Below are 18,346 nucleotides of genomic sequence, written 5' to 3'. Positions count from 1 at the left end.
TTTATCGGAAACATGGCCTTTTGAGCACATTTCCGTCCTCAGTAGAGTGGGTATCATGCACGGGCTATCACGTCAGTCAACATGAGGCTTGGCCAGGCACAGGCGCTGACTTAGGGCCCCCTGACACGGAGTAGGACCCGTGCCGGACTCGCTCAGGGGGCCATCAGCTCGGCCACCTCATAGTTTGCACTGGTGTGTGAACCCTAAGGTGTACATGTTCCGGTAAGTACGCTGGAGGTTTGGCCCACCTGGGAGGGCCAGAGTATGTCCAAGTTATTTCGACGTACGTGGAGCCTTGCAGTCAATACCCTTCGTGCTTATCACGTTTGGAATTTTCTGCGAGATCACTTTGATGACCGTTAAGGTCTGAGCAGTGGCCCGCTTCGACTTCGGTCGAAGCGGGTTTTAGAAATGTGTTAACTCTTGAAAAGCATTGAGCTCCACACAATTTTTTTTGCAGTTCGAGCCATGTTCTGTACTTTGCAAAACCTGAAAGCTAGAACTTTATCGCGCCACATACTTCTATATTTCCTACAACAAACGGTACAGTATTAGCGTGCCATAGACCGTTGCGTCCCCGCTTTTGGCCCGAGACACCGAAATCAATGCCAAAGGAGTGAGCAGCGATGGTCGAGCCATCCAAAAGCGGACCCTGGAACAGCCAACTCGGCGATATCAACCAAGACGTCATACACGCAATCCTCGAACTGGTCAGCGATGGCGTCTGGGACTGGAATGCCAATACCGGCCTGGTCTACCGCAGCCCCGGCTGGTACGAGATGCTCGGCTACTCCCCCAATAGCCTGCCGAACAACGTCTTCACCTGGGAGAACGTGATTCATCCCGACGACTACCCACAGGTGATGGCCCATTTCGACGATCACCTGAATGAACGCACCCTGGGTTATCACGCCGAGTACCGCTGCCGAACCCGCAGCGGCGACTATATCCTGATCGAAGATCGCGGTTATGTGATCGCCCGCAACCCCGACGGTTCGGTCGCACGGATGATTGGCGCCCACCGCAGTCTCGAAGACCAGCGGCGCCTGCTCGAACAGCTGGAAGTACGGACCCAGTCTTTCGAGGCCATCGTCGCCGAACGAACCGCCGAACTGTCACGGGTCAATCGGCGGTTGCAGGCCCAACTCGAGGAAAACCGCCGCCTGGCCGAGAGCGATTCACTGACCGGGGTTGCCAATCGCTATCGCCTGGAAAAGATCCTGTCCCGGGAATGCCAGCGCGCCGGACGCTTTCGCCAGGCGCTGTCGCTGATTGCCATGGATATCGATGATTTCAAGCTCATCAATGACCAACACGGGCATCAAGGCGGCGACACAGTACTGGTCGAGGTGGCGCAGACGCTCCAGGACTGTCTGCGCGACAGCGACCTGCTGGCACGCTGGGGCGGCGACGAGTTCATGATTGTCCTGCCGGACAGCCCACTCACCGCCGCCATGAACCTGGCGCAACAGATGCGCGAGCACCTGCGGCAACGCAAGCCCCTGGGCCTGAGTTCGCTGACGATGAGTTTCGGGGTGGTGGAACGTTGCGCCGACGAGCCCATGGCCGAACTGATGAGCCGGGCCGACCAGGCCCTGTATCGCGCCAAGGGTGCCGGCAAGAACGTGATTTCCAATTGAGGCGGCATTCAGCGGAAGCGCCTTCAGGCAGCAGCGGCTTTTCCTGCCGACACAAAAAACCCCGCCGAAGCGGGGTTTTCTTTTGACCATTCCAACGTCCTGTCGGCTGCCGTCCTGGCGATGGTCGATCATCCCTGATCCTGTGCACATCCTTGCGCAGCAGTGATGGATCCAGAATAGGGCAGCCGCTCAAACGCTCATAGAGGCGATTGCGGGTGCGGCGTGTAAGCCTTTCGCTATTGCCGTGGTTTTTTCCCACTGCAATACGCTACACAACCCTTTCACAATCATCTCGACCTCCTGCTCATCGATAATCAGTGGCGGCAGCAGGCGAATGGTCTTGCCCCGTGTCACGTTGATCAACAAGCCCTGGTCCCGCGCCGCGATCAGCGCCAGGTCACGTACCGGCTGGCGCAGTTCGACACCGATCATCAGGCCTTGCCCACGTATTGCCAGGACCTGCGGGCAATCGCCCAGTTCGGCCCGCAGCCGTGCCAGCAAACGCTCGCCCTGCTCCCGGGCATTCTCCACCAGGCCCTGTTCCTCGATGATATCGAGCACGGTGCAGGCGGCCCGACAGGCCAGCGGGTTGCCGCCGAAAGTGCTGCCATGGCTACCCGGGGTGAACAGTTCGGCGGCCTTGCCCCGCGCCAGGCAGGCGCCGATGGGAATGCCATTGCCCAAGCCCTTGGCCAGGGTCATCACGTCCGGAACGATGCCTTCGTGCTGGAAGGCGAACCACTGGCCGGTGCGGCCGATACCGGTCTGGATTTCGTCGAGCATCAGCAACCAGGAGCGCCGTTTGCACAGGTCGCGGACGGCTTTCAGGTAGCCCGGCGGCGGCAGTTGCACACCGCTTTCGCCCTGGATCGGCTCCATCAACACCGCGCAGATCCGCTGACCGTGGCTGCGGGCGATGCTGTGCAGCAGCGCCAGGTCGCCATACGGCACCTTGATGAAGTCCCCCGGCAGCTCATGGAAACCCAAACGCACCGCCGGACCATCGCTGGCGGACAAGGTGCCCAGGGTGCGGCCGTGAAAGGCGTTTTCCATGACCACCACCAATGGCTTCTCAATACCTTTGTGCCAGGCATGCAGTCGCGCCAGTTTCAGCGCCGTTTCATTGGCCTCGGCGCCGGAGTTGTTGAAGAACACCCGATCCATGCCCGATAGCTGGGCCAGGCGTTGGGCCAGCTGTTGCTGCCAGTCGATGCTGTAGAGGTTGGAGGTGTGCAGCAGCAGGCCGGCCTGCTCGCGGATGGCACTCACCAAGCGCGGGTGGGAATGACCGACATTGGTCACCGCCACGCCGGCCACCGCATCCAGGTACTCGCGCCCTTCGCGGTCCCACAGGCGGGTGCCCAACCCCTTGACGAAACCCAGGTCCAGCGGTTGATAGGTGGTCATCAGGCTAGCGGCGGTCATGGCGTCGAGCTCCAGGCATTGGGTGGTACTGGCAGTATCGTTAGCCACTTGAGCTGGATAAACTCCGTTGCACTTCAATCATTTTAAAGCTGAGATTGATAATGGATCTTTTCCAGGCAATGCGGGTGTACGTGACCGTGGTGGAGAGCGGCAGCATGACCGCCGCCGCCCTGGAGTGCGGCATCTCCACCACCATGGTCGGCAATCACCTGCGCTCACTGGAACAACGGCTCGGGGTCAGCCTGCTGAGCCGTACGACACGGCGCCAGCGTCTGACTGAATTCGGCTCGACCTACTATCAGCGTTGTCTTGAGGTGCTGGGGCTGGTGGCGGATTCCGAGCGCCTGGCGGAACAGGCCCAGGGCGAGCCGAGCGGTATCCTGCGGATCACCGCGCCCCTAACCTTCGGCTCCGAACGCCTGGCCCCGGCCCTGAGCGAATTCGTGCTGCGTTATCCGCGGATCAAGCTTGACGTGATGCTCAGCAACCAGCGCGAAGACCTGATCGACAGCGGCTTCGATGTGGCGATCCGCCTGGGGGTGCCCGAACCCTCGGCGCTGATTGCCCGCCCTCTGGAAAACTATGCGCTGACCGTCTGTGCATCGCCGTCGTATCTGAAACGGCGCGGGACACCGATCATCCCCCAGGATCTGCAACATCACGACTGCCTGGCCTTCGCCTACCCGGCCGGAGACGACTGGCGGACGGTGGAAAAACAATGGAGCCTGAGCGGGCCGGAGGGGGAAATCCTGGTGCCGGTCAGCGGCCCGATGACCATCAACAGTTCTTCAGCGTTGTATCAGGCGGCGCTTTGCGGCATGGGTATCGTGATGCTGCCGGATGCCTTGCTGCGCGACGATCTGCGCGAGGGACGACTGGTGCCGCTGCTGGGTACGTACAAACTGCCCAGCCGACCGATGAACCTGCTCTATGCGCAAGACCGCTACCGGCTGCCCAAGCTGCGCAGTTTCGTGGCGTTCGCGCTGGAGAAGTGGGGCCAGTCGTAAGGCTTGCCGGGACGGGCGAGCCTGCCCAGAATGCCTGCACCGGCAACGCAACCCATGACCGATACAAGGATCAGTACAGCGCTATGTTCGAACACATCGACTTCAATTACCTGCTCACCACCTACGGCTATTGGGCGATCTTCATCGGTTGCCTGCTGGAAGGGGAAACCATCCTGATCCTCGGCGGGGTGGCGGCGCACCAGCAAGTCCTGCACCTGCCGCTGGTGATCTTCTGGGCCAGCCTCGGCGGGATGCTCGGCGACCAGGCGCTGTACTGGACCGGCCGTTACTTCGGCGCGCGCCTGCTACCGCGCCTGCATCGCCAGCAAGCCGCCATAGAACGGGTGACCGGACTGATTCAACGCCATCCGCTGACCTCGATCTTCGCCGTGCGCTTCCTGTACGGCATGCGCCTGGTGGGCCCCATGGTCATCGGCGCCAGCCGGCTGTCGCCGCTGCGCTTCAGCCTGATGAACCTGCTCGGGGCCGCGGTCTGGGCCACGCTCTTTGCCACGGCCGGCTATTGGGCCGGTGGGTTCCTCGAAAGCCTGCTGGGCAATCTCAAGCCCTATCGCCTGCCCATCGTGATCGGGGTCGTGGTCATCGTCGCGGGGATCGCCCTGGTGCGCCATCTGCGGGCCAGGGCGCGGCAACGCCAGAAGGTCTGAGCCGGGCTCAGACCCGGAACCGTCCGACCAATCCCTGCAACGAATTCGCCAGCCGCGACAGTTCGTGGCTGGCGGCGCTGGTCTGATCGGCCCCTGTCGCCGAGCGGATCGACAGGTCGCGAATGTTCACCAGATTACGGTCGACTTCCCGGGCGACCTGGGCCTGCTCTTCCGCCGCGCTGGCGATCACCAGGTTGCGCTCGTGGATTTCATGCACCGAGGCGGTGATGGTCACCAGCGCTTCGCCGGCCCGTTCGGCCAACGCCAGGGTGCTGGCGGCACGGGCGGTGCTGGTGTGCATCGATTCCAGGGCCAGGGTCGAGCCGCTGCGCATGCCGGACACCATCTGTTCGATCTCCTGGGTCGACTGCTGGGTGCGATGGGCCAGGGCCCGCACTTCATCGGCCACGACCGCAAAGCCGCGTCCGCTCTCGCCGGCACGGGCCGCTTCGATGGCGGCATTGAGTGCCAGCAGGTTGGTCTGCTCGGCAATCGCCCGAATCACTTCCAGTACCTTGCCGATGCCCTGGGACTGATCAGCCAGTGAACGCACCAACTCTCCGGTGCGCTCGACGTCCCCGGACAGGGCGCTGATGGCACCGACGGTTTCGCTCACCCGCTCCTGGCCGAGTCGCGCCGATTCGCTGGATTTACGGGTGGCGTCAGAGGTGGACACGGCATTGCGCGCCACCTCTTCCACCGCCGTGGTCATTTCGTTGACCGCCGTGGCCGCCTGTTCGATTTCGTGATTCTGCTGTTGCAGGCCTTCCGTGCTGCCCTGGGTCACCGCACTTAGTTCGTCCGCCGCCGTGGCCAGCGTGGTCGCCGAACCGCTGATGCCCTGCAAGGTGTCGCGCAAAGTCTGCTGCATGGTGGCCAGGGCTTCGAGCAGCTGACTGACTTCATCGTTGCCATGGCTTTCGATACGCTGAGTCAGATCGCCGCGTGCGACGTTCTGCGCCGCGCTCAAGGCCTGTCCCAGGGGCTTGACGATGCTGCGCGTCAACAACATCGCCAGGCCCACGGTAGCCAGGGCCGCCAGGACAATAAACAGAATAACGATCATCCGTGAGTCGCTGTAATGCGACTCGGACTTCTGGCTCTCGGCCGCCACCTGCTTGGTAAAGAGGTCGGCCAGATCGGTCAGTTGCTTGCCGGAACCGTCCACCACGGTCTTCATGTCCACCAGCAACAGCTTGCTCAGTTCGTCACGCCGGCCCTGCTCGGCCAAGGTGAAGGACTGGGCGATACCGGTACGGTAGGCGGCGAAGGTGGTCTTGAACTGGTCGTACAACGCCCGGGCCTCGGGTGTGGTGACCAATTTGTCGTAGGCGACGATCCGCTCGCTCAATTCCTTGTCACGCACGTCCATCTGGCCGCGGTACACCGCGATGTTCTTCGGGTCCTGGTCGAGGGCCATGCGCAGGGAGATGGTGCGGATCCGCAACATGATCTCGCGAATTTCGTCGCCCCCACGAATACTCGGCAGCCATTGGCTTTCAACGGCTACCTCGCCTTCGCGGATGTTCGACATCTGGCCCAGGGCGAACACTCCGAGCAAGGCCACCAACAGGGCGATCAAGGCAAAACCCAACGCCGCGCGAGGTGCGATATTCAGTTGACGAAGAAACATGACGAGCGCCTTTTTTGTCATGGCCTGGGGTCGGTTAACCTCAGGCCTTAGCTCCAGAGTTGGCAGGCTATCGGCACGTTGTATGACAACTTGAAATAATTACCCGACAATTTCGTGCGTGCGAAAGAAGGACTCAAGGGGTTTTCTGTCCAGGCCCGGGAACGATATTGAGCTTGTAGATGATGCGCGTGTGGTAACCCGCCTGCAGGATCTTCGTGGCGCGCTGATTGATATTGTCGGGCTTGGCCTCATCGGCCGAGACGCTACGCAGTTGCGTGCGCTGGGTACGGCCTTGCCAGGTAGACACGCCCTGGTCCGGCGCGCAGGGCTGCGCGGCGAAACTGATCTTGCCGTCATGGCTCACGCACTTGTAGGCGTCGGCACTGAAAGCCGAACTGGAAGCGCCAAGAAGGAGAACGAAGACCAGGCCTCTGCCCATGCGTGTGCATCCCTGTACGTGATGGTCATCCACAGATAAAAGAAAACCCGCCGAAGCGGGTTTTCTTCAAAACATTCCGACATCCTGTCGGCGGCCTCCATGGCCTGGTTCGATCGTCCTTGATCCTGCACGCATCCTTGCGTAGCAGCGATAGGTACAGATTAAGCCCAGTCATGAAGGCTCAACAGAGGAGATCAGTGTCGCCGCATGTAAGCCTTTCGCCATACATGGATCCAATCCTCAGTGTGCGTAAGTCAGCAGCAACTCACTCGGCACCTTGAAGTCCAGCGACATCATCACGCTCAGGGCGGTGATGGTGAAGATCGAGAACACGAACAGCTTGCGGGCCCAGACCGTGTCATCCACGGCCTTGTAGCCGGTCCAGGCCATGTACAACCAGTACATGCCCATGGCCGCGGCCACGGCCAGGTAGCTCATACCGGCATAACCGCTGAACGTCAGCATCAACGTCGCGCCGAGGAAGGCCAGGATGTAGAGCAGGATGTGCTTCTTGGCCACCAGGATCCCGCGCTTCACCGGCAACACCGGAATCGATGCGGCCAGGTAATCGTTGAAGCGGAAGATCGCGATCGCGTAGGAATGCGGCATCTGCCACAAACTGAACATCACCAGCAGCGTCAGGGCCGCCATGTCGAAGCTGTTGCTCACCGCCACGTAGCCGATCACCGGTGGCATCGCCCCCGACAGACTGCCGATCAGCGTGCCGTGAACCGACTTGCGCTTGAAGTACAGGCTGTAGAAGCCGACGTAGATGACAAAGCCGATCACCGCGAACAGCGCCGCCAACGGATTGGCGACGCGGTACAGCAAGGCCACGCCGGCGATCCCGAGGACGCTGGCGTAGATCAGCGCCAGTTTCAGGGAAATCAGCCCCTGGACCAGCACTCGGTTCTTGGTGCGCTCCATCTTCAGGTCGATGTCACGGTCGATGCAGTTGTTGAACACGCAACCGGACGCCACCACCAGCGAAGTACCGATCATGGCCGCCAGGAAGATGGCCAGATCGACATGCCCCTTCGAGGCCAGGAAGAAACCACCCGCCACAGAAAGCACGTTACCGAAAATGATCCCCGGTTTGGTGATTTGGATAAAGTGCTTGAGCGACATCGGGTTTACCTCACTTCGCCATCATGACGGCGTGGATGCTGAACATGATCCACAGCGACAGACCCACCAGCAGAACGATCACCAGTGCCGCGAAGATAAACGCCACTACGTTGTTACGCTGCGCCGCGGAACGGTCCAGGTGCAGGAAGTACACCAGGTGCACCAGCACCTGGATCACGGCGAAGACCAGAACGATCCACAGGGTGGCCGCCTTGGGCAGCGACGGGTACATCACCAGGCCGAACGGGATGATAGTCAGGATGATCGACAGGACAAAGCCGACCATGTAGGACTTCACGCTGCCGTGGTTGGCATCACTGGAATGCTGTGCATTAGCCATTTACAGAGTCCCCATCAGGTAAACAACGGTGAATACGCAGATCCACACGACGTCCAGGAAGTGCCAGAACAAGCTCAGGCAGCTCAGGCGGGTGATGTTGCTTGGCGTCAGGCCGTTTTTCCAGACCTGGTACATCATAACGGCCATCCAGATCAGGCCGCTGGTGACGTGGACACCGTGAGTCCCGACCAGGGTGAAGAACCCGGACAGGAAGCCACTGCGGTTAGGGCCGAAGCCTTCTTCGATCAGCTTGTGGAATTCGTTGATTTCCATGCCGATGAAGCCCAGGCCGAACAGGAAGGTGATCGCCAACCAGACCAGGACCTGACTTTTCTTGCCCTTGAACAACGCCAGCATGGCGAAGCCGTAGGTGATCGAACTGAGCAACAGACAGGCGGTTTCACCCAGCACGTAAGGCAGTTCGAAGATGTCGTGGCCCGACGGGCCACCCGCTACGTTGTTAACCAGCACCGCGTACGCTGCGAAGATCGACGCAAACAGAATGCAGTCGGTCATCAGGTAGAGCCAGAAACCGAAGACGGTCATCTCGCTCGTATCGTGGTGGTGGTCATCGTGCCCATGGTCATGACCATGGGCGTGTCCAGCATTGGTCACTAAGTTCGACATGGTTTAAGCCTGTTCCAGCGAAGATTCAACACGGGTGGCAGGAGTCACTTTCGCTGCCGCCAGCACCTTGTGCTGCTCGGCTTCGATACGTTCGATGACGTCCACTGGCACCATGTAACCCTGATCATCACGCGAGATGTGGATGATGAAATAGATCACGGTACCGGCCAGGCCAGCGATGGCCATCCACCAGATGTGCCAGATCATCGCGAAACCGAACACGGTCAGCAAAGCACCCATGATCAGGCCAGTCGCGGTGTTGTTCGGCATGTGGATCGGCTGGTAGCGCTTGGGCACCGAGTACGCGGTACCGTCTTCCTTGGCTTCGGTGAAGGGGTCAACCACATCGGCTTTCGGCAGTTCGGCGAAGTTGTAGAACGGTGGTGGCGACGAGGTCGACCATTCCAGGGTGTGGCCGTTCCATGGGTCGCCGGTCACATCCATGTTCTGCTTGCGGTCACGCACGCTTACATAGATCTGGATCAATTGCGAAGCGATACCGAAGGCGATCAGAATGGCACCGAACAACGCTACGTACAGGTAAGGCACCCACTCAGGGTTGGTGCTGGAGTTCAGACGACGGGTCATACCCATGAAGCCCAGGGCATAGAGCGGCATGAACGCGACGAAGAAGCCGGAGATCCAGAACCAGAACGCGGCCTTGCCCCAACCTTCGTGCAGCTTGAAGCCGAACGCTTTCGGGAACCAGAAGCTGAAGCCGGCGATGTAACCGAATACCGCACCACCGATGATCACGTTGTGGAAGTGCGCGATCACGAACAGGCTGTTGTGCAGGACGAAGTCAGCACCCGGGATGGCCAGCAGTACGCCGGTCATGCCGCCGATGGCGAAGGTCACCATGAAGCCCAGGGTCCAGAGAACCTGGCTGGTCATGCGCAGACGGCCACGGTAGATGGTGAACAGCCAGTTGAATAGCTTCACCCCCGTCGGGATCGAGATCAGCATGGTCGCCAGGCCGAAGAAGGCGTTGACGTTGGCACCCGACCCCATGGTGAAGAAGTGGTGCAGCCAAACCATGAAACCCAGCACCGAGATCGCGCCGCTGGCGTAGATCATCGAGTGGTGGCCAAACAGTTTCTTGCCGGAGAAGGTCGAGATGACTTCGGAGAAAACCCCGAACGCCGGCAGGATCAGGATGTACACCTCGGGGTGACCCCAGGCCCAGAACAGGTTGACGTACATCATCGGATTTCCACCCAGTTCATTGGTGAAAATGTGGAAATCCATGTAACGGTCAAGCGTCAGCAAAGCCAGTGTAGCGGTGAGGATCGGGAACGAAGCGACGATCAGCACGTTGGCCCAGGTGCAGGTCCAGGTGAAGATCGGCATGTCCATCAGCTTCATGCCAGGGGTACGCATTTTCAGCACGGTGGCCAGGAAGTTCACCCCGGTCAGCGTCGTACCCAGCCCTGATAGCTGTAGCGCCCAGATATAGTAATCCACCCCCACGCCCGGACTGTATTGCAGGCCCGACAGCGGCGGATAGGCAACCCAACCGGTCTTGGCGAATTCGCCGACACCCAGGGAAACGTTGATCAGCACCACGCCGGAAACCAGCAGCCAGAAGCTCAGGGAGTTCAGGAACGGGTAGGCCACGTCACGCGCACCGATCTGCAACGGCACGACAATGTTCATCAGGCCGGTGAAGAAAGGCATCGCCATGAAGATGATCATGATCACACCGTGGGCGGTGAAGATCTGGTCATAGTGGTGAGGCGGCAGGTAGCCCGGGGAACCCTCGGTGGCCATGGCCAGCTGGGTCCGCATCATGATGGCGTCGGAGAAACCGCGCAGCAGCATGACCATGGCGACGACTATGTACATGACACCGATTTTCTTGTGGTCAACCGAAGTCAGCCACTCGGTCCACAGGTAGGTCCACTTCTTGAAGTAAGTGATCGCCGCGAACAACGCCAGGCCACCGACGGCGATCATCGCCAGCGTGATCATGACAATCGGTTCGTGGAACGGGACCGCTTCCCAACTTAATTTACCAAACATCGTTTACTCCTCTGCCCCGGCAGCTGAATGCGAACTCATGTCCATTCCTTCCGTTGCGGCCACTTCTTTCTTCTCGTGCTCGACCGGCTTGCCTGCTTTCATACCTTCGTACTTGTCGACGATGGTCTGGAACAGGTTCGGCGTAACGGCGGAATAAAGCGCGACCGGGTTGTCCTGGCTTGGCTTGGAAAGGTCTGCGTATTCAGCTTGTTCAAGCTGTTTAGGTGCCTTCTTGACCTCAGCTACCCAGGCATCGAAATCCGCCTGGCTGGTTGCGGTCGCTTTGAATTTCATACCGGTGAAGCCGGCGCCGCTGTAGTTGGCGGAAATCCCTTCGTACTCATGATTCTCGTTGGAGATCAGGTGCAGCTTGGTCTGCATACCGGCCATGGCGTAGATCTGACCGCCCAGGCCCGGGATGAAGAACGAGTTCATCACGCTGTCGGAAGTGATCTTGAAGTTCACCGGTGTCTTGGCCGGGAAGACCAGCTTGTTGACGGTGGCAATGCCTTGTTCCGGGTAGATGAACAGCCATTTCCAGTCCAGCGCGACCACTTCGACGGTGATCGGCTTGACGTCGGATTCCAGCGGACGATAAGGGTCCAGGGCGTGGGTCGACTTGTAGGTGACGACACCCAGGAACAGGATGATGATCGCAGGAACGGCCCAGATCACGATTTCGATCTTGGTCGAGTGATTCCATTTCGGTGCGTAGGTGGCGTCCTTGTTCGACGCGCGGTATTTCCAGGCGAAGGCAAAGGTCATCAGGATGACCGGCACCACGACCAACAGCATCAGCAGCGTAGCGGTGATGATCAGGTTACGTTCGTCCAGGCCCACCTGACCCTTCGGGTCGAGCAAGGTCATGTTGCACCCTCCCAGCAACAACGTGCCGAGCAGTGGCAACAAGCCTAAGAATCTGGGATACCTTGTTTTACTCATCTCACGACCTCTAAAGCAGCTTGCGCAATGCAGTTGGGTTTCGATAGCCAACACTTCACCCTGCCAAGGGTTGGCAATTTTTTCCGATTGAATAAGGGCCTGTCCGTCGCACCAATCGCTGATCGGCGCCTCTGGAACGAGCGTGAGTTCTTATTCGATTTCGTGGGTCATAGGCCTTGTTACAGACCAATTCCATTTGGTGCGGATACTTGGAAAGGTTGCCAGCACCAGGGGTCGCATAGCGCCCTTGAGCCCTTCGACCGCCCTATTGCGCTCAGGCAGAGCGGCGCCGGACATTCAGTGCGGCGATTGTAGTTAGGTCGCGTTTTATAAACCACGTCTCATCCTGAAATATTTTTTATCAATTCACGCAACAATCATTAACCGTTTTTGCAACGATCCTGAATCGTATCGCTTTTCATTCTCAGCAAAAAGCCATGAACCGCTCTTTTGTTTGACAACTGATCCGCCCCGCAATCGCCCCGCCGAGAGCCTGAAAAGAGGCTCTGGCCCAAGCATGACGGGGCATTGCGCGGGTCTTCGAGGGGGGCTGGGACAAGCCCTGCACAAGAATGAAACACAGGGGGTGCCAGGGAACTTTTTCGAGGAAGACTGTCAATCAGAAGATGACATCGCGGTCAGAAACGACCGCTGCGACCGCTGCGACGTGACAATATGTCGCAGTTTTTTCAGCCCTTTTCTTGTCTGCCATCAAGGCACTTTTATCGCGGTTAGCGAACATAAAAACGCCCCGATCTTACATGAAAGACCGGGGCGTTTTTCAAGGATGAGTGGCGAGGATCGGCCGCAAGGGCCAAGCGCCGGAATCAGCGGTTTTTCTGGCGATTACGGTAGATACCCACCGGCACCAGCAACACTGTCAGTACGAAAGCCACCAGCGCCCACTGCGCCAGGGACAGGCCCAGCACCGGCGGGTACGGCGTTTCGCAGAACCCCTCGACCTGGAAACCCAACGGGAAGATCGACGCCAGGGGCAGGCCATCGACGATCGGTTGCAACACGTCGATGCCGCAGCTCACCGCCGGGTTGGCCTGGATATAGACATGGCGGCCCGCCGCAATGATGCCGCCGACGGCACTCAGCCACACCAGCACTTCCAGCACCGTGAGACTGCGTCGGGTGCGCATGCCGGCGCCAATAAAGGCAAAGAGCGCAATGAACAGCAAGGCGTAGCGCTGCAGGATACACAACGGGCAAGGTAACTCGCCCAGCACCACCTGCATGTACAAGGCACCGCCGATCAAGGCGAGGCAGACCAGCCCCAGCAGGACCAGAAAACGCTTTTCCCGTCCCAGCCGCATCATTTCGTCAGTCATCCCGTTTCCCTTTGACTCGTTGTTGGATCGGCCGGAGGGCCGCGCAGCGTGCCGCGGCATCAAACCGAGGTTGTATCCCATGGGCCCACAGGTCGCAATCCAATCGCTTCAACCCGCTGAACATGCGTTGTCCGCAAGTCTACACGTTGACCATGACCTTTGAGCGTATTGAACAGCCCCCGCCAGCGTCTGCGGGAGTATGGGTAAACCACCACAAGATCGCCGACAACGCTCGGCGAATTAACGACAAGCCGATTAAACCGGGATTAACGCGCCAAAGGATTTTGCCCAGCCGCCGGATCCATCCTCCCGACAACCGTGGCCAACGGGCTGGCCACGGCGCTCTCGCGGGTTACTCCAAGGCCGCGGCCGGGCCGAAGAACTCATAGCGGCTCTGTTGCTCCGGCACTCCCAGGGCTTTCAAGTGACGCTTGATCGCGCCCATGAAGCCCTTGGGCCCGAGGAAATAGGCATCCAGGTCACGTTCCTGCGGCAACCACTCGCCCAACTGTTCCTGACTCAGCAGGCCGACCTTGTCCGCCGCCGGGCTGACGCCGTCATCCTCGGCATAACAATAGAAGCGCTTGAGTTGCGGATGACGCTCGGCCAGAGCATCGACCCAGTCACGGAAAGCATGCACCTGGCCGTTGCGCGCGCAGTGGATAAAATGCACTGGTCGCTCGCCCGCCAACGCGGCTTCGAGCATGGGCAGGGTCGGCGTGATCCCCACTCCACCACTGATCAATACCAACGGCTTGTCGCTGGCCGCCAGGGTGAACTCGCCGGCTGGCGGGAACAGCTCCAGGGTCGCGCCGATGGCCAGTTGGTCATGCAGATAGTTCGACACCCGCCCACCCGCTTCGCGCTTGACGCTGATCCGATACTGCCCGGCCTTCGCCAGCGCCGAGAGCGAGTAGTTGCGTCGGACCTCTTCGCCGTCGATCAGCAGCCTCATGCCGATGTACTGCCCGGGGGTGAACGCCAGGATCGGCTGACCGTCCACCGGTTCGAAATAGAAGGAGGTGATTTCCAGGCTTTCCTCGACCTTGGCCGTCACCTTGAACAGCCGTGCACCGCGCCAGCCGCCGGGCGCCAGGGCCTTCTCGTCATAAATAGCGGTTTCGGCACCGATCAGGATATCGGCCAACTGGTTGTAGGCCGCGCCCCAGGCACTCATCACCTCGGGCGTGGCGATTTCCTCGCCGAGCACTTCGTGAATGGCCCGCAACAGGCAAGTGCCGACAATCGGGTAATGTTCCGGAAGGATCTGCAGCGCAACATGCTTGTTGATGATCTTGGCCACCAGGTCGCCCAACTGGTCAAGCTGGTCGATATGCCGGGCGTACATCAATACGCCATTGGCCAGGGCCCGGGGCTGATCGCCACTGGACTGGTGGGCCTGGTTGAACAGTGGACGCACCTGCGGGTACTCGGACAGCATCATCCGGTAGAAGTGAGTGATCAGCGCCTCGCCGCCACTTTCCAGCAGCGGCACAGTCGATTTGACGATGGCACGGTCTTGAACGCTCAGCATGGGTCAACTCCTGGGTATGAGGTTTATCGGAATTAACCTTTACTCATCACACTTCATGCCAAGATTAAAATGCATATAAATCAATAAGTTAAAATAATATTAGTCATATAGACTACAAGAGCTTTATAGTCAATCCGACACCATAGGAGTCAATATGACTGCAAAACTCCTGCTGACCACCCTACTCCCACTGGTATCGGATCTCTCACGGGAACTGCCCGAAAGCGAACGCTACCGGCGCCTGCTCGAAGCCATGCGCGCCCTGCTACCCTGCGACGCCGCCGCGCTGCTACGCCTTGATGGTGAGTGGCTGGTGCCACTGGCCGTCGATGGCCTGAGCCCCGACACCCTCGGTCGGCGCTTCAAGATCAGCGAGCATCCGCGCTTCCAGATCCTGCTCGGCAGCCATGGACCAACCCGCTTCGACAGCGACAGCGATCTGCCGGATCCTTACGACGGGCTGGTGGATGGCTTGACCGAGCACCTGGAGGTCCATGACTGCCTGGGCTGCCCACTGTTTATCGACGAACAACCCTGGGGTCTGCTGACCCTCGACGCCCTCGCCCCGGAGCGCTTCGAACGGATCGAACTCGACGCCCTGCAGGCTTTCGCCAGTCTGGCGGCGGCCACGGTCAACGCCGCCGAACGCATCGAGCGTCTGGCCTTGCGCGCCGAGGACGAGCACCAGCGCGCCGAGCTCTATCGCCAGGCCAACGGCGGGCAGAATCGCGAAATGATCGGCCAGAGCAAAACCCACAAACGCCTGGTGGAAGAGATCAAACTCGTCGGCGGCAGCGATCTGACAGTGCTGATCACCGGTGAAACCGGGGTCGGCAAGGAACTGGTGGCCCAGGCGATCCATGCGGCTTCCCCGCGTGCGGAAAAACCCATCATCAGCCTCAATTGCGCGGCCCTGCCGGACACCCTGGTGGAAAGCGAGCTGTTCGGTCATGTGCGCGGTGCCTTTACCGGAGCCGTGAACGATCGCCGCGGCAAGTTCGAACTGGCCAATGGCGGCACGCTGTTTCTCGATGAGGTCGGCGAGCTGTCGCTGAGCGTCCAGGCCAAGTTGTTACGGGTGCTGCAAAGCGGCCAGCTACAAAGACTGGGCTCGGACCGCGAGCATCAGGTGGATGTACGACTGATCGCCGCCACCAACCGCGACCTGGCCGAAGAAGTGCGCAGCGGGCGCTATCGGGCCGACTTCTACCACCGCCTGAGTGTCTATCCGCTGCACGTGCCGGCCCTGCGCGAGCGCGGACGCGATGTATTGCTATTAAGCGGTTTTTTTCTGGAACAGAACCGCTCGCGCATGGGCCTGGGCAGCTTACGCCTGAGCGCCGATGCCCAGGCGGCGCTGCTGGCGTACAACTGGCCGGGCAACGTCCGCGAGCTGGAGCACCTGATCGGGCGTAGCGCCTTGAAGGCCTTGGGCAATTGCCGGGAACGACCGAAGATCCTCAGCCTGAGCGCGGCCGATCTGGGCTTGCCGACGGCTGTCGCGCCAGCCCCGGCAGCACAACCCCCGGCCCCGCCGGAATTCGAAAGCGACGTTGATCTGCGCCAGGCCACGGAAAATTACCAGCGGCAACTGATCAGCGCCTGCCTGGAGCGCCACCAGCACAATTGGGCGAGCGCCGCACGAGAACTGGGCCTGGACCGAGCCAACCTGGGACGGATGGCCAAACGACTCGGCTTGAAGTAAGCCCTTAGCAGGGAGTTGTGTATTACACCTAAAGACAGCCCCGCTCGGGTCGATAACCCATTATCGATAGCCGTTCAGGGTTAATCTGTCCTGAACCACCTTTTTCCACAGAAGGTTTCTATGTCTTCCAACAAAGCCCGCGCAGACTCGCTGTCACTTCTGCTTTTTACCTTGCGCAGCGGCAAGCTGATGGCAATCAACCTGCTGAAAGTCAGTGAAATCATTCCCTGCCCGCCGCTGACCAAGCTGCCGGAGTCCCATCCCCACGTCAAAGGTATCGCCACCCTGCGCGGCGCCTCGCTGTCGGTGATCGACCTGAGCCGCGCCCTCGGCGAACGCCCGTTGGTGGACCCGGATGGCGGCTGCCTGATCGTCACCGATATCAGCCGCTCGAAACAGGGCCTGCATGTCCAGGCCGTGAGCAAGATCGTCCATTGCCTGACCACCGATATCCGCCCGCCGCCCTACGGTTCCGGCGGACCCAAGGCCTTTATCACCGGGGTGACCCAGGTCGATGGCACGCTGGTCCAGGTGCTGGATATCGAAAAGGTCATCCACGGCATCTCACCGACGCAAATCGAAGTCACGCCCAGCGAATTGACCATGGAAGAAGCGGAAATCCTCGGCCATGCGCGCATTCTGGTGGTCGATGACAGCCAGGTGGCCCTGCAGCAATCGGTGCTCACCTTGCGCACCCTTGGCCTGACCTGCCACACCGCCCGCAGCGCCAAGGAGGCCATCGGTTGCCTGCTCGACCTGCAAGGCACCGCCGAGCAGATCAACGTGGTGGTCTCGGACATCGAGATGTCCGAGATGGACGGCTACGCCTTCACCCGCACGATCCGTGAAACCCCGGATTTCCAGGACCTCTATATCCTCCTGCACACCTCCCTGGACAGCGCCATGAACAGCGAGAAGGCGCGACTGGCCGGGGCCAATGCGGTGCTGACCAAGTTTTCCTCGCCGGAACTGACCCGGTGCCTGATCCAGGCCGCCCGGACCGTCACGGAGCAAGGGATCTAAATGCCCGACCGTCACTGCCAGTTGTTGCGCAAGGACCTCGATGACTTGCTGGATATCCCCCAGTGGCCGGCCGGCATCCGCGTGGGCGTGTTGCGAGCCGAGCTGATGGAGCCGGTGCATGCCTTGCTCAAACTGGGTTACCTGAATGGCGGTGGCAGTGTCGAGGACTTCACCCAATGGCGCCAACGTTTCACGGCCGATGCTGAGTTCGACCCCTCGCTGTGCCTGATTGCCCTCGACGAGCACGGCGTGGCGGGTGTCGCCCTGTGCTGGACCAGCGCCTATATCAAGGACCTGGTAGTGCATCCGCGCCGACGCGCCCAAGGCCTGGGCCTGGCCTTGTTGCGCCAGGCCTTCAAGGTGTTCGCCTCACGCGGCGAAGCCTTTGTCGACCTCAAGGTCATGGAAAACAACCTCACCGCCAGGCAGCTGTACGAGCGCGCCGGCATGCGTTTTATCGAACGCTATGAAGTCAGCCCGGCTCAGGCATAATCCCCCTTCCCCGCCGCCCTTGAAGGAGACCTGTCATGAAAGCCTTCACCCTGCTCTTCATCAGCCTCGTCACCCTGGCCAGCCAGGCCCAGGCCGCCAGCCCCGACGCCTGGGCGAACTACCACAAGGCCGTGGTTGCCGGTTGCACCAAGGCCAGCAAACTGAAAAGCGTCAAGCCCGTGGGCAACCCCGCGCAATTCGACGACAAGGTCGGTTACACCGCCTTGCTGCTGCACGGTCGCTATCCGCAGGCACATATGAAGAACCAGCCGGGTACCGAATTGTGCCTGTACAACAAGAAGAGCAAAACCGCTGTCGTCACCGAATGGGACTCGGTCATGCCCGCCCGCAGCAACTGAGCGGCTGGCGCATAACTTGCTTTGA

Annotated in this window: 17 protein-coding genes; 7 read left to right on the top strand and 10 right to left on the bottom strand. The window is 60.2% G+C overall.

Annotated features, from left to right (window positions below; genetic code table 11):
• Nucleotides 1-626: 626 nt before the first annotated feature.
• Entirely contained in the window at nt 627-1,640 is a 1,014-nt protein-coding gene (locus tag AC07VG_RS04320; protein WP_495020548.1) for a sensor domain-containing diguanylate cyclase, read from the top strand.
• Nucleotides 1,641-1,829: 189 nt separating this feature from the next.
• Here AC07VG_RS04320 and AC07VG_RS04315 read toward each other — a convergent pair whose 3' ends face one another.
• Nucleotides 1,830-3,065, bottom strand: coding sequence for an acetylornithine transaminase (locus tag AC07VG_RS04315; protein ID WP_495000793.1), 1,236 nt, complete (start codon nt 3,063-3,065; stop codon nt 1,830-1,832).
• 101 nt (nt 3,066-3,166) lie between these two features.
• On the opposite strand from AC07VG_RS04315, the gene AC07VG_RS04310 reads away from it, so the two are divergent.
• Nucleotides 3,167-4,072: a LysR family transcriptional regulator gene (locus AC07VG_RS04310; RefSeq protein WP_495000671.1), complete on the top strand. Its 906-nt coding sequence runs from the start codon at nt 3,167-3,169 to the stop codon at nt 4,070-4,072.
• An 83-nt stretch (nt 4,073-4,155) separates the two neighbouring features.
• The gene (locus AC07VG_RS04305; protein ID WP_495000670.1) at nt 4,156-4,740 is read left to right on the top strand and encodes a DedA family protein; all 585 of its coding nucleotides are present in this window, start codon (nt 4,156-4,158) and stop codon (nt 4,738-4,740) included.
• A gap of 7 nt (nt 4,741-4,747) precedes the next feature.
• Here the strand turns inward: AC07VG_RS04305 and AC07VG_RS04300 are convergent, their stop codons facing one another.
• The 9 genes from AC07VG_RS04300 to hmpA all read right to left on the bottom strand — a co-directional run bounded on the left by AC07VG_RS04300 (nt 4,748) and on the right by hmpA (nt 14,742).
• Nucleotides 4,748-6,373, bottom strand: a complete 1,626-nt coding sequence (locus AC07VG_RS04300; protein WP_495000669.1) for a methyl-accepting chemotaxis protein — start codon at nt 6,371-6,373, stop codon at nt 4,748-4,750.
• 133 nt (nt 6,374-6,506) lie between these two features.
• Entirely contained in the window at nt 6,507-6,812 is a 306-nt protein-coding gene (locus AC07VG_RS04295; RefSeq protein ID WP_495020547.1) for a DUF4124 domain-containing protein, read from the bottom strand.
• A 240-nt stretch (nt 6,813-7,052) separates the two neighbouring features.
• Entirely contained in the window at nt 7,053-7,940 is an 888-nt protein-coding gene (gene cyoE, locus AC07VG_RS04290; RefSeq protein ID WP_495000667.1) for a heme o synthase, read from the bottom strand.
• A 10-nt stretch (nt 7,941-7,950) separates the two neighbouring features.
• The gene (cyoD, locus tag AC07VG_RS04285; protein ID WP_121134586.1) at nt 7,951-8,280 is read right to left on the bottom strand and encodes a cytochrome o ubiquinol oxidase subunit IV; all 330 of its coding nucleotides are present in this window, start codon (nt 8,278-8,280) and stop codon (nt 7,951-7,953) included.
• Nucleotides 8,281-8,907: a cytochrome o ubiquinol oxidase subunit III gene (gene cyoC, locus AC07VG_RS04280; protein ID WP_121134588.1), complete on the bottom strand. Its 627-nt coding sequence runs from the start codon at nt 8,905-8,907 to the stop codon at nt 8,281-8,283.
• A gap of 3 nt (nt 8,908-8,910) precedes the next feature.
• A complete protein-coding gene (gene cyoB / locus AC07VG_RS04275) occupies nt 8,911-10,929 on the bottom strand; it encodes a cytochrome o ubiquinol oxidase subunit I (protein ID WP_495020546.1) in 2,019 nt (672 codons plus the stop codon).
• 3 nt (nt 10,930-10,932) lie between these two features.
• Nucleotides 10,933-11,871 carry a ubiquinol oxidase subunit II gene (cyoA, locus tag AC07VG_RS04270; RefSeq protein WP_495000665.1) on the bottom strand — a complete coding sequence of 313 codons (939 nt, stop codon included), beginning with the start codon at nt 11,869-11,871 and terminating at the stop codon, nt 10,933-10,935.
• Between the two features lie 827 nt (nt 11,872-12,698).
• Nucleotides 12,699-13,208: a disulfide bond formation protein B gene (locus tag AC07VG_RS04265; protein WP_495000664.1), complete on the bottom strand. Its 510-nt coding sequence runs from the start codon at nt 13,206-13,208 to the stop codon at nt 12,699-12,701.
• Nucleotides 13,209-13,560: 352 nt separating this feature from the next.
• Complete coding sequence (gene hmpA / locus AC07VG_RS04260; RefSeq protein ID WP_495000663.1) at nt 13,561-14,742, bottom strand: NO-inducible flavohemoprotein; 1,182 nt, start codon at nt 14,740-14,742, stop codon at nt 13,561-13,563.
• Nucleotides 14,743-14,896: 154 nt separating this feature from the next.
• On the opposite strand from hmpA, the gene norR reads away from it, so the two are divergent.
• The 4 genes from norR (at nt 14,897) to AC07VG_RS04240 (ending at nt 18,321) form a co-directional block, all read left to right on the top strand.
• Nucleotides 14,897-16,447, top strand: coding sequence for a nitric oxide reductase transcriptional regulator NorR (gene norR, locus AC07VG_RS04255; protein ID WP_495000662.1), 1,551 nt, complete (start codon nt 14,897-14,899; stop codon nt 16,445-16,447).
• A 120-nt stretch (nt 16,448-16,567) separates the two neighbouring features.
• Complete coding sequence (locus tag AC07VG_RS04250; RefSeq protein ID WP_495000661.1) at nt 16,568-17,470, top strand: chemotaxis protein CheV; 903 nt, start codon at nt 16,568-16,570, stop codon at nt 17,468-17,470.
• Entirely contained in the window at nt 17,471-17,962 is a 492-nt protein-coding gene (locus tag AC07VG_RS04245) for a GNAT family N-acetyltransferase (RefSeq protein WP_495000660.1), read from the top strand. It begins immediately after the preceding gene.
• 35 nt (nt 17,963-17,997) lie between these two features.
• The gene (locus AC07VG_RS04240; protein WP_495020545.1) at nt 17,998-18,321 is read left to right on the top strand and encodes a hypothetical protein; all 324 of its coding nucleotides are present in this window, start codon (nt 17,998-18,000) and stop codon (nt 18,319-18,321) included.
• Nucleotides 18,322-18,346 lie beyond the last annotated feature (25 nt).

It is taken from the genome of Pseudomonas sp. GW821-FHT03C07, assembly GCF_059420925.1.
Note: the sequence above shows the minus strand (reverse complement) of the source record. Positions and strands in the feature narration are given on the sequence as shown.

Bases quoted from the DNA above. Each gene is read 5' to 3' on its own strand.
- cyoB (WP_495020546.1), bottom strand. From the start codon at position 10,929: ATGTTTGGTAAATTAAGTTGGGAAGCGGTCCCGTTCCACGAACCGATT.
- AC07VG_RS04240 (WP_495020545.1), top strand. From the start codon at position 17,998: ATGAAAGCCTTCACCCTGCTCTTCATCAGCCTCGTCACCCTGGCCAGC.
- cyoC (WP_121134588.1), bottom strand. From the start codon at position 8,907: ATGTCGAACTTAGTGACCAATGCTGGACACGCCCATGGTCATGACCAT.
- AC07VG_RS04310 (WP_495000671.1), top strand. From the start codon at position 3,167: ATGGATCTTTTCCAGGCAATGCGGGTGTACGTGACCGTGGTGGAGAGC.
- norR (WP_495000662.1), top strand. From the start codon at position 14,897: ATGACTGCAAAACTCCTGCTGACCACCCTACTCCCACTGGTATCGGAT.
- AC07VG_RS04300 (WP_495000669.1), bottom strand. From the start codon at position 6,373: ATGTTTCTTCGTCAACTGAATATCGCACCTCGCGCGGCGTTGGGTTTT.
- hmpA (WP_495000663.1), bottom strand. From the start codon at position 14,742: ATGCTGAGCGTTCAAGACCGTGCCATCGTCAAATCGACTGTGCCGCTG.
- AC07VG_RS04295 (WP_495020547.1), bottom strand. From the start codon at position 6,812: ATGGGCAGAGGCCTGGTCTTCGTTCTCCTTCTTGGCGCTTCCAGTTCG.
- AC07VG_RS04250 (WP_495000661.1), top strand. From the start codon at position 16,568: ATGTCTTCCAACAAAGCCCGCGCAGACTCGCTGTCACTTCTGCTTTTT.
- cyoA (WP_495000665.1), bottom strand. From the start codon at position 11,871: ATGAGTAAAACAAGGTATCCCAGATTCTTAGGCTTGTTGCCACTGCTC.
- AC07VG_RS04265 (WP_495000664.1), bottom strand. From the start codon at position 13,208: ATGACTGACGAAATGATGCGGCTGGGACGGGAAAAGCGTTTTCTGGTC.
- AC07VG_RS04245 (WP_495000660.1), top strand. From the start codon at position 17,471: ATGCCCGACCGTCACTGCCAGTTGTTGCGCAAGGACCTCGATGACTTG.
- cyoD (WP_121134586.1), bottom strand. From the start codon at position 8,280: ATGGCTAATGCACAGCATTCCAGTGATGCCAACCACGGCAGCGTGAAG.
- AC07VG_RS04315 (WP_495000793.1), bottom strand. From the start codon at position 3,065: ATGACCGCCGCTAGCCTGATGACCACCTATCAACCGCTGGACCTGGGT.
- AC07VG_RS04305 (WP_495000670.1), top strand. From the start codon at position 4,156: ATGTTCGAACACATCGACTTCAATTACCTGCTCACCACCTACGGCTAT.
- AC07VG_RS04320 (WP_495020548.1), top strand. From the start codon at position 627: ATGGTCGAGCCATCCAAAAGCGGACCCTGGAACAGCCAACTCGGCGAT.
- cyoE (WP_495000667.1), bottom strand. From the start codon at position 7,940: ATGTCGCTCAAGCACTTTATCCAAATCACCAAACCGGGGATCATTTTC.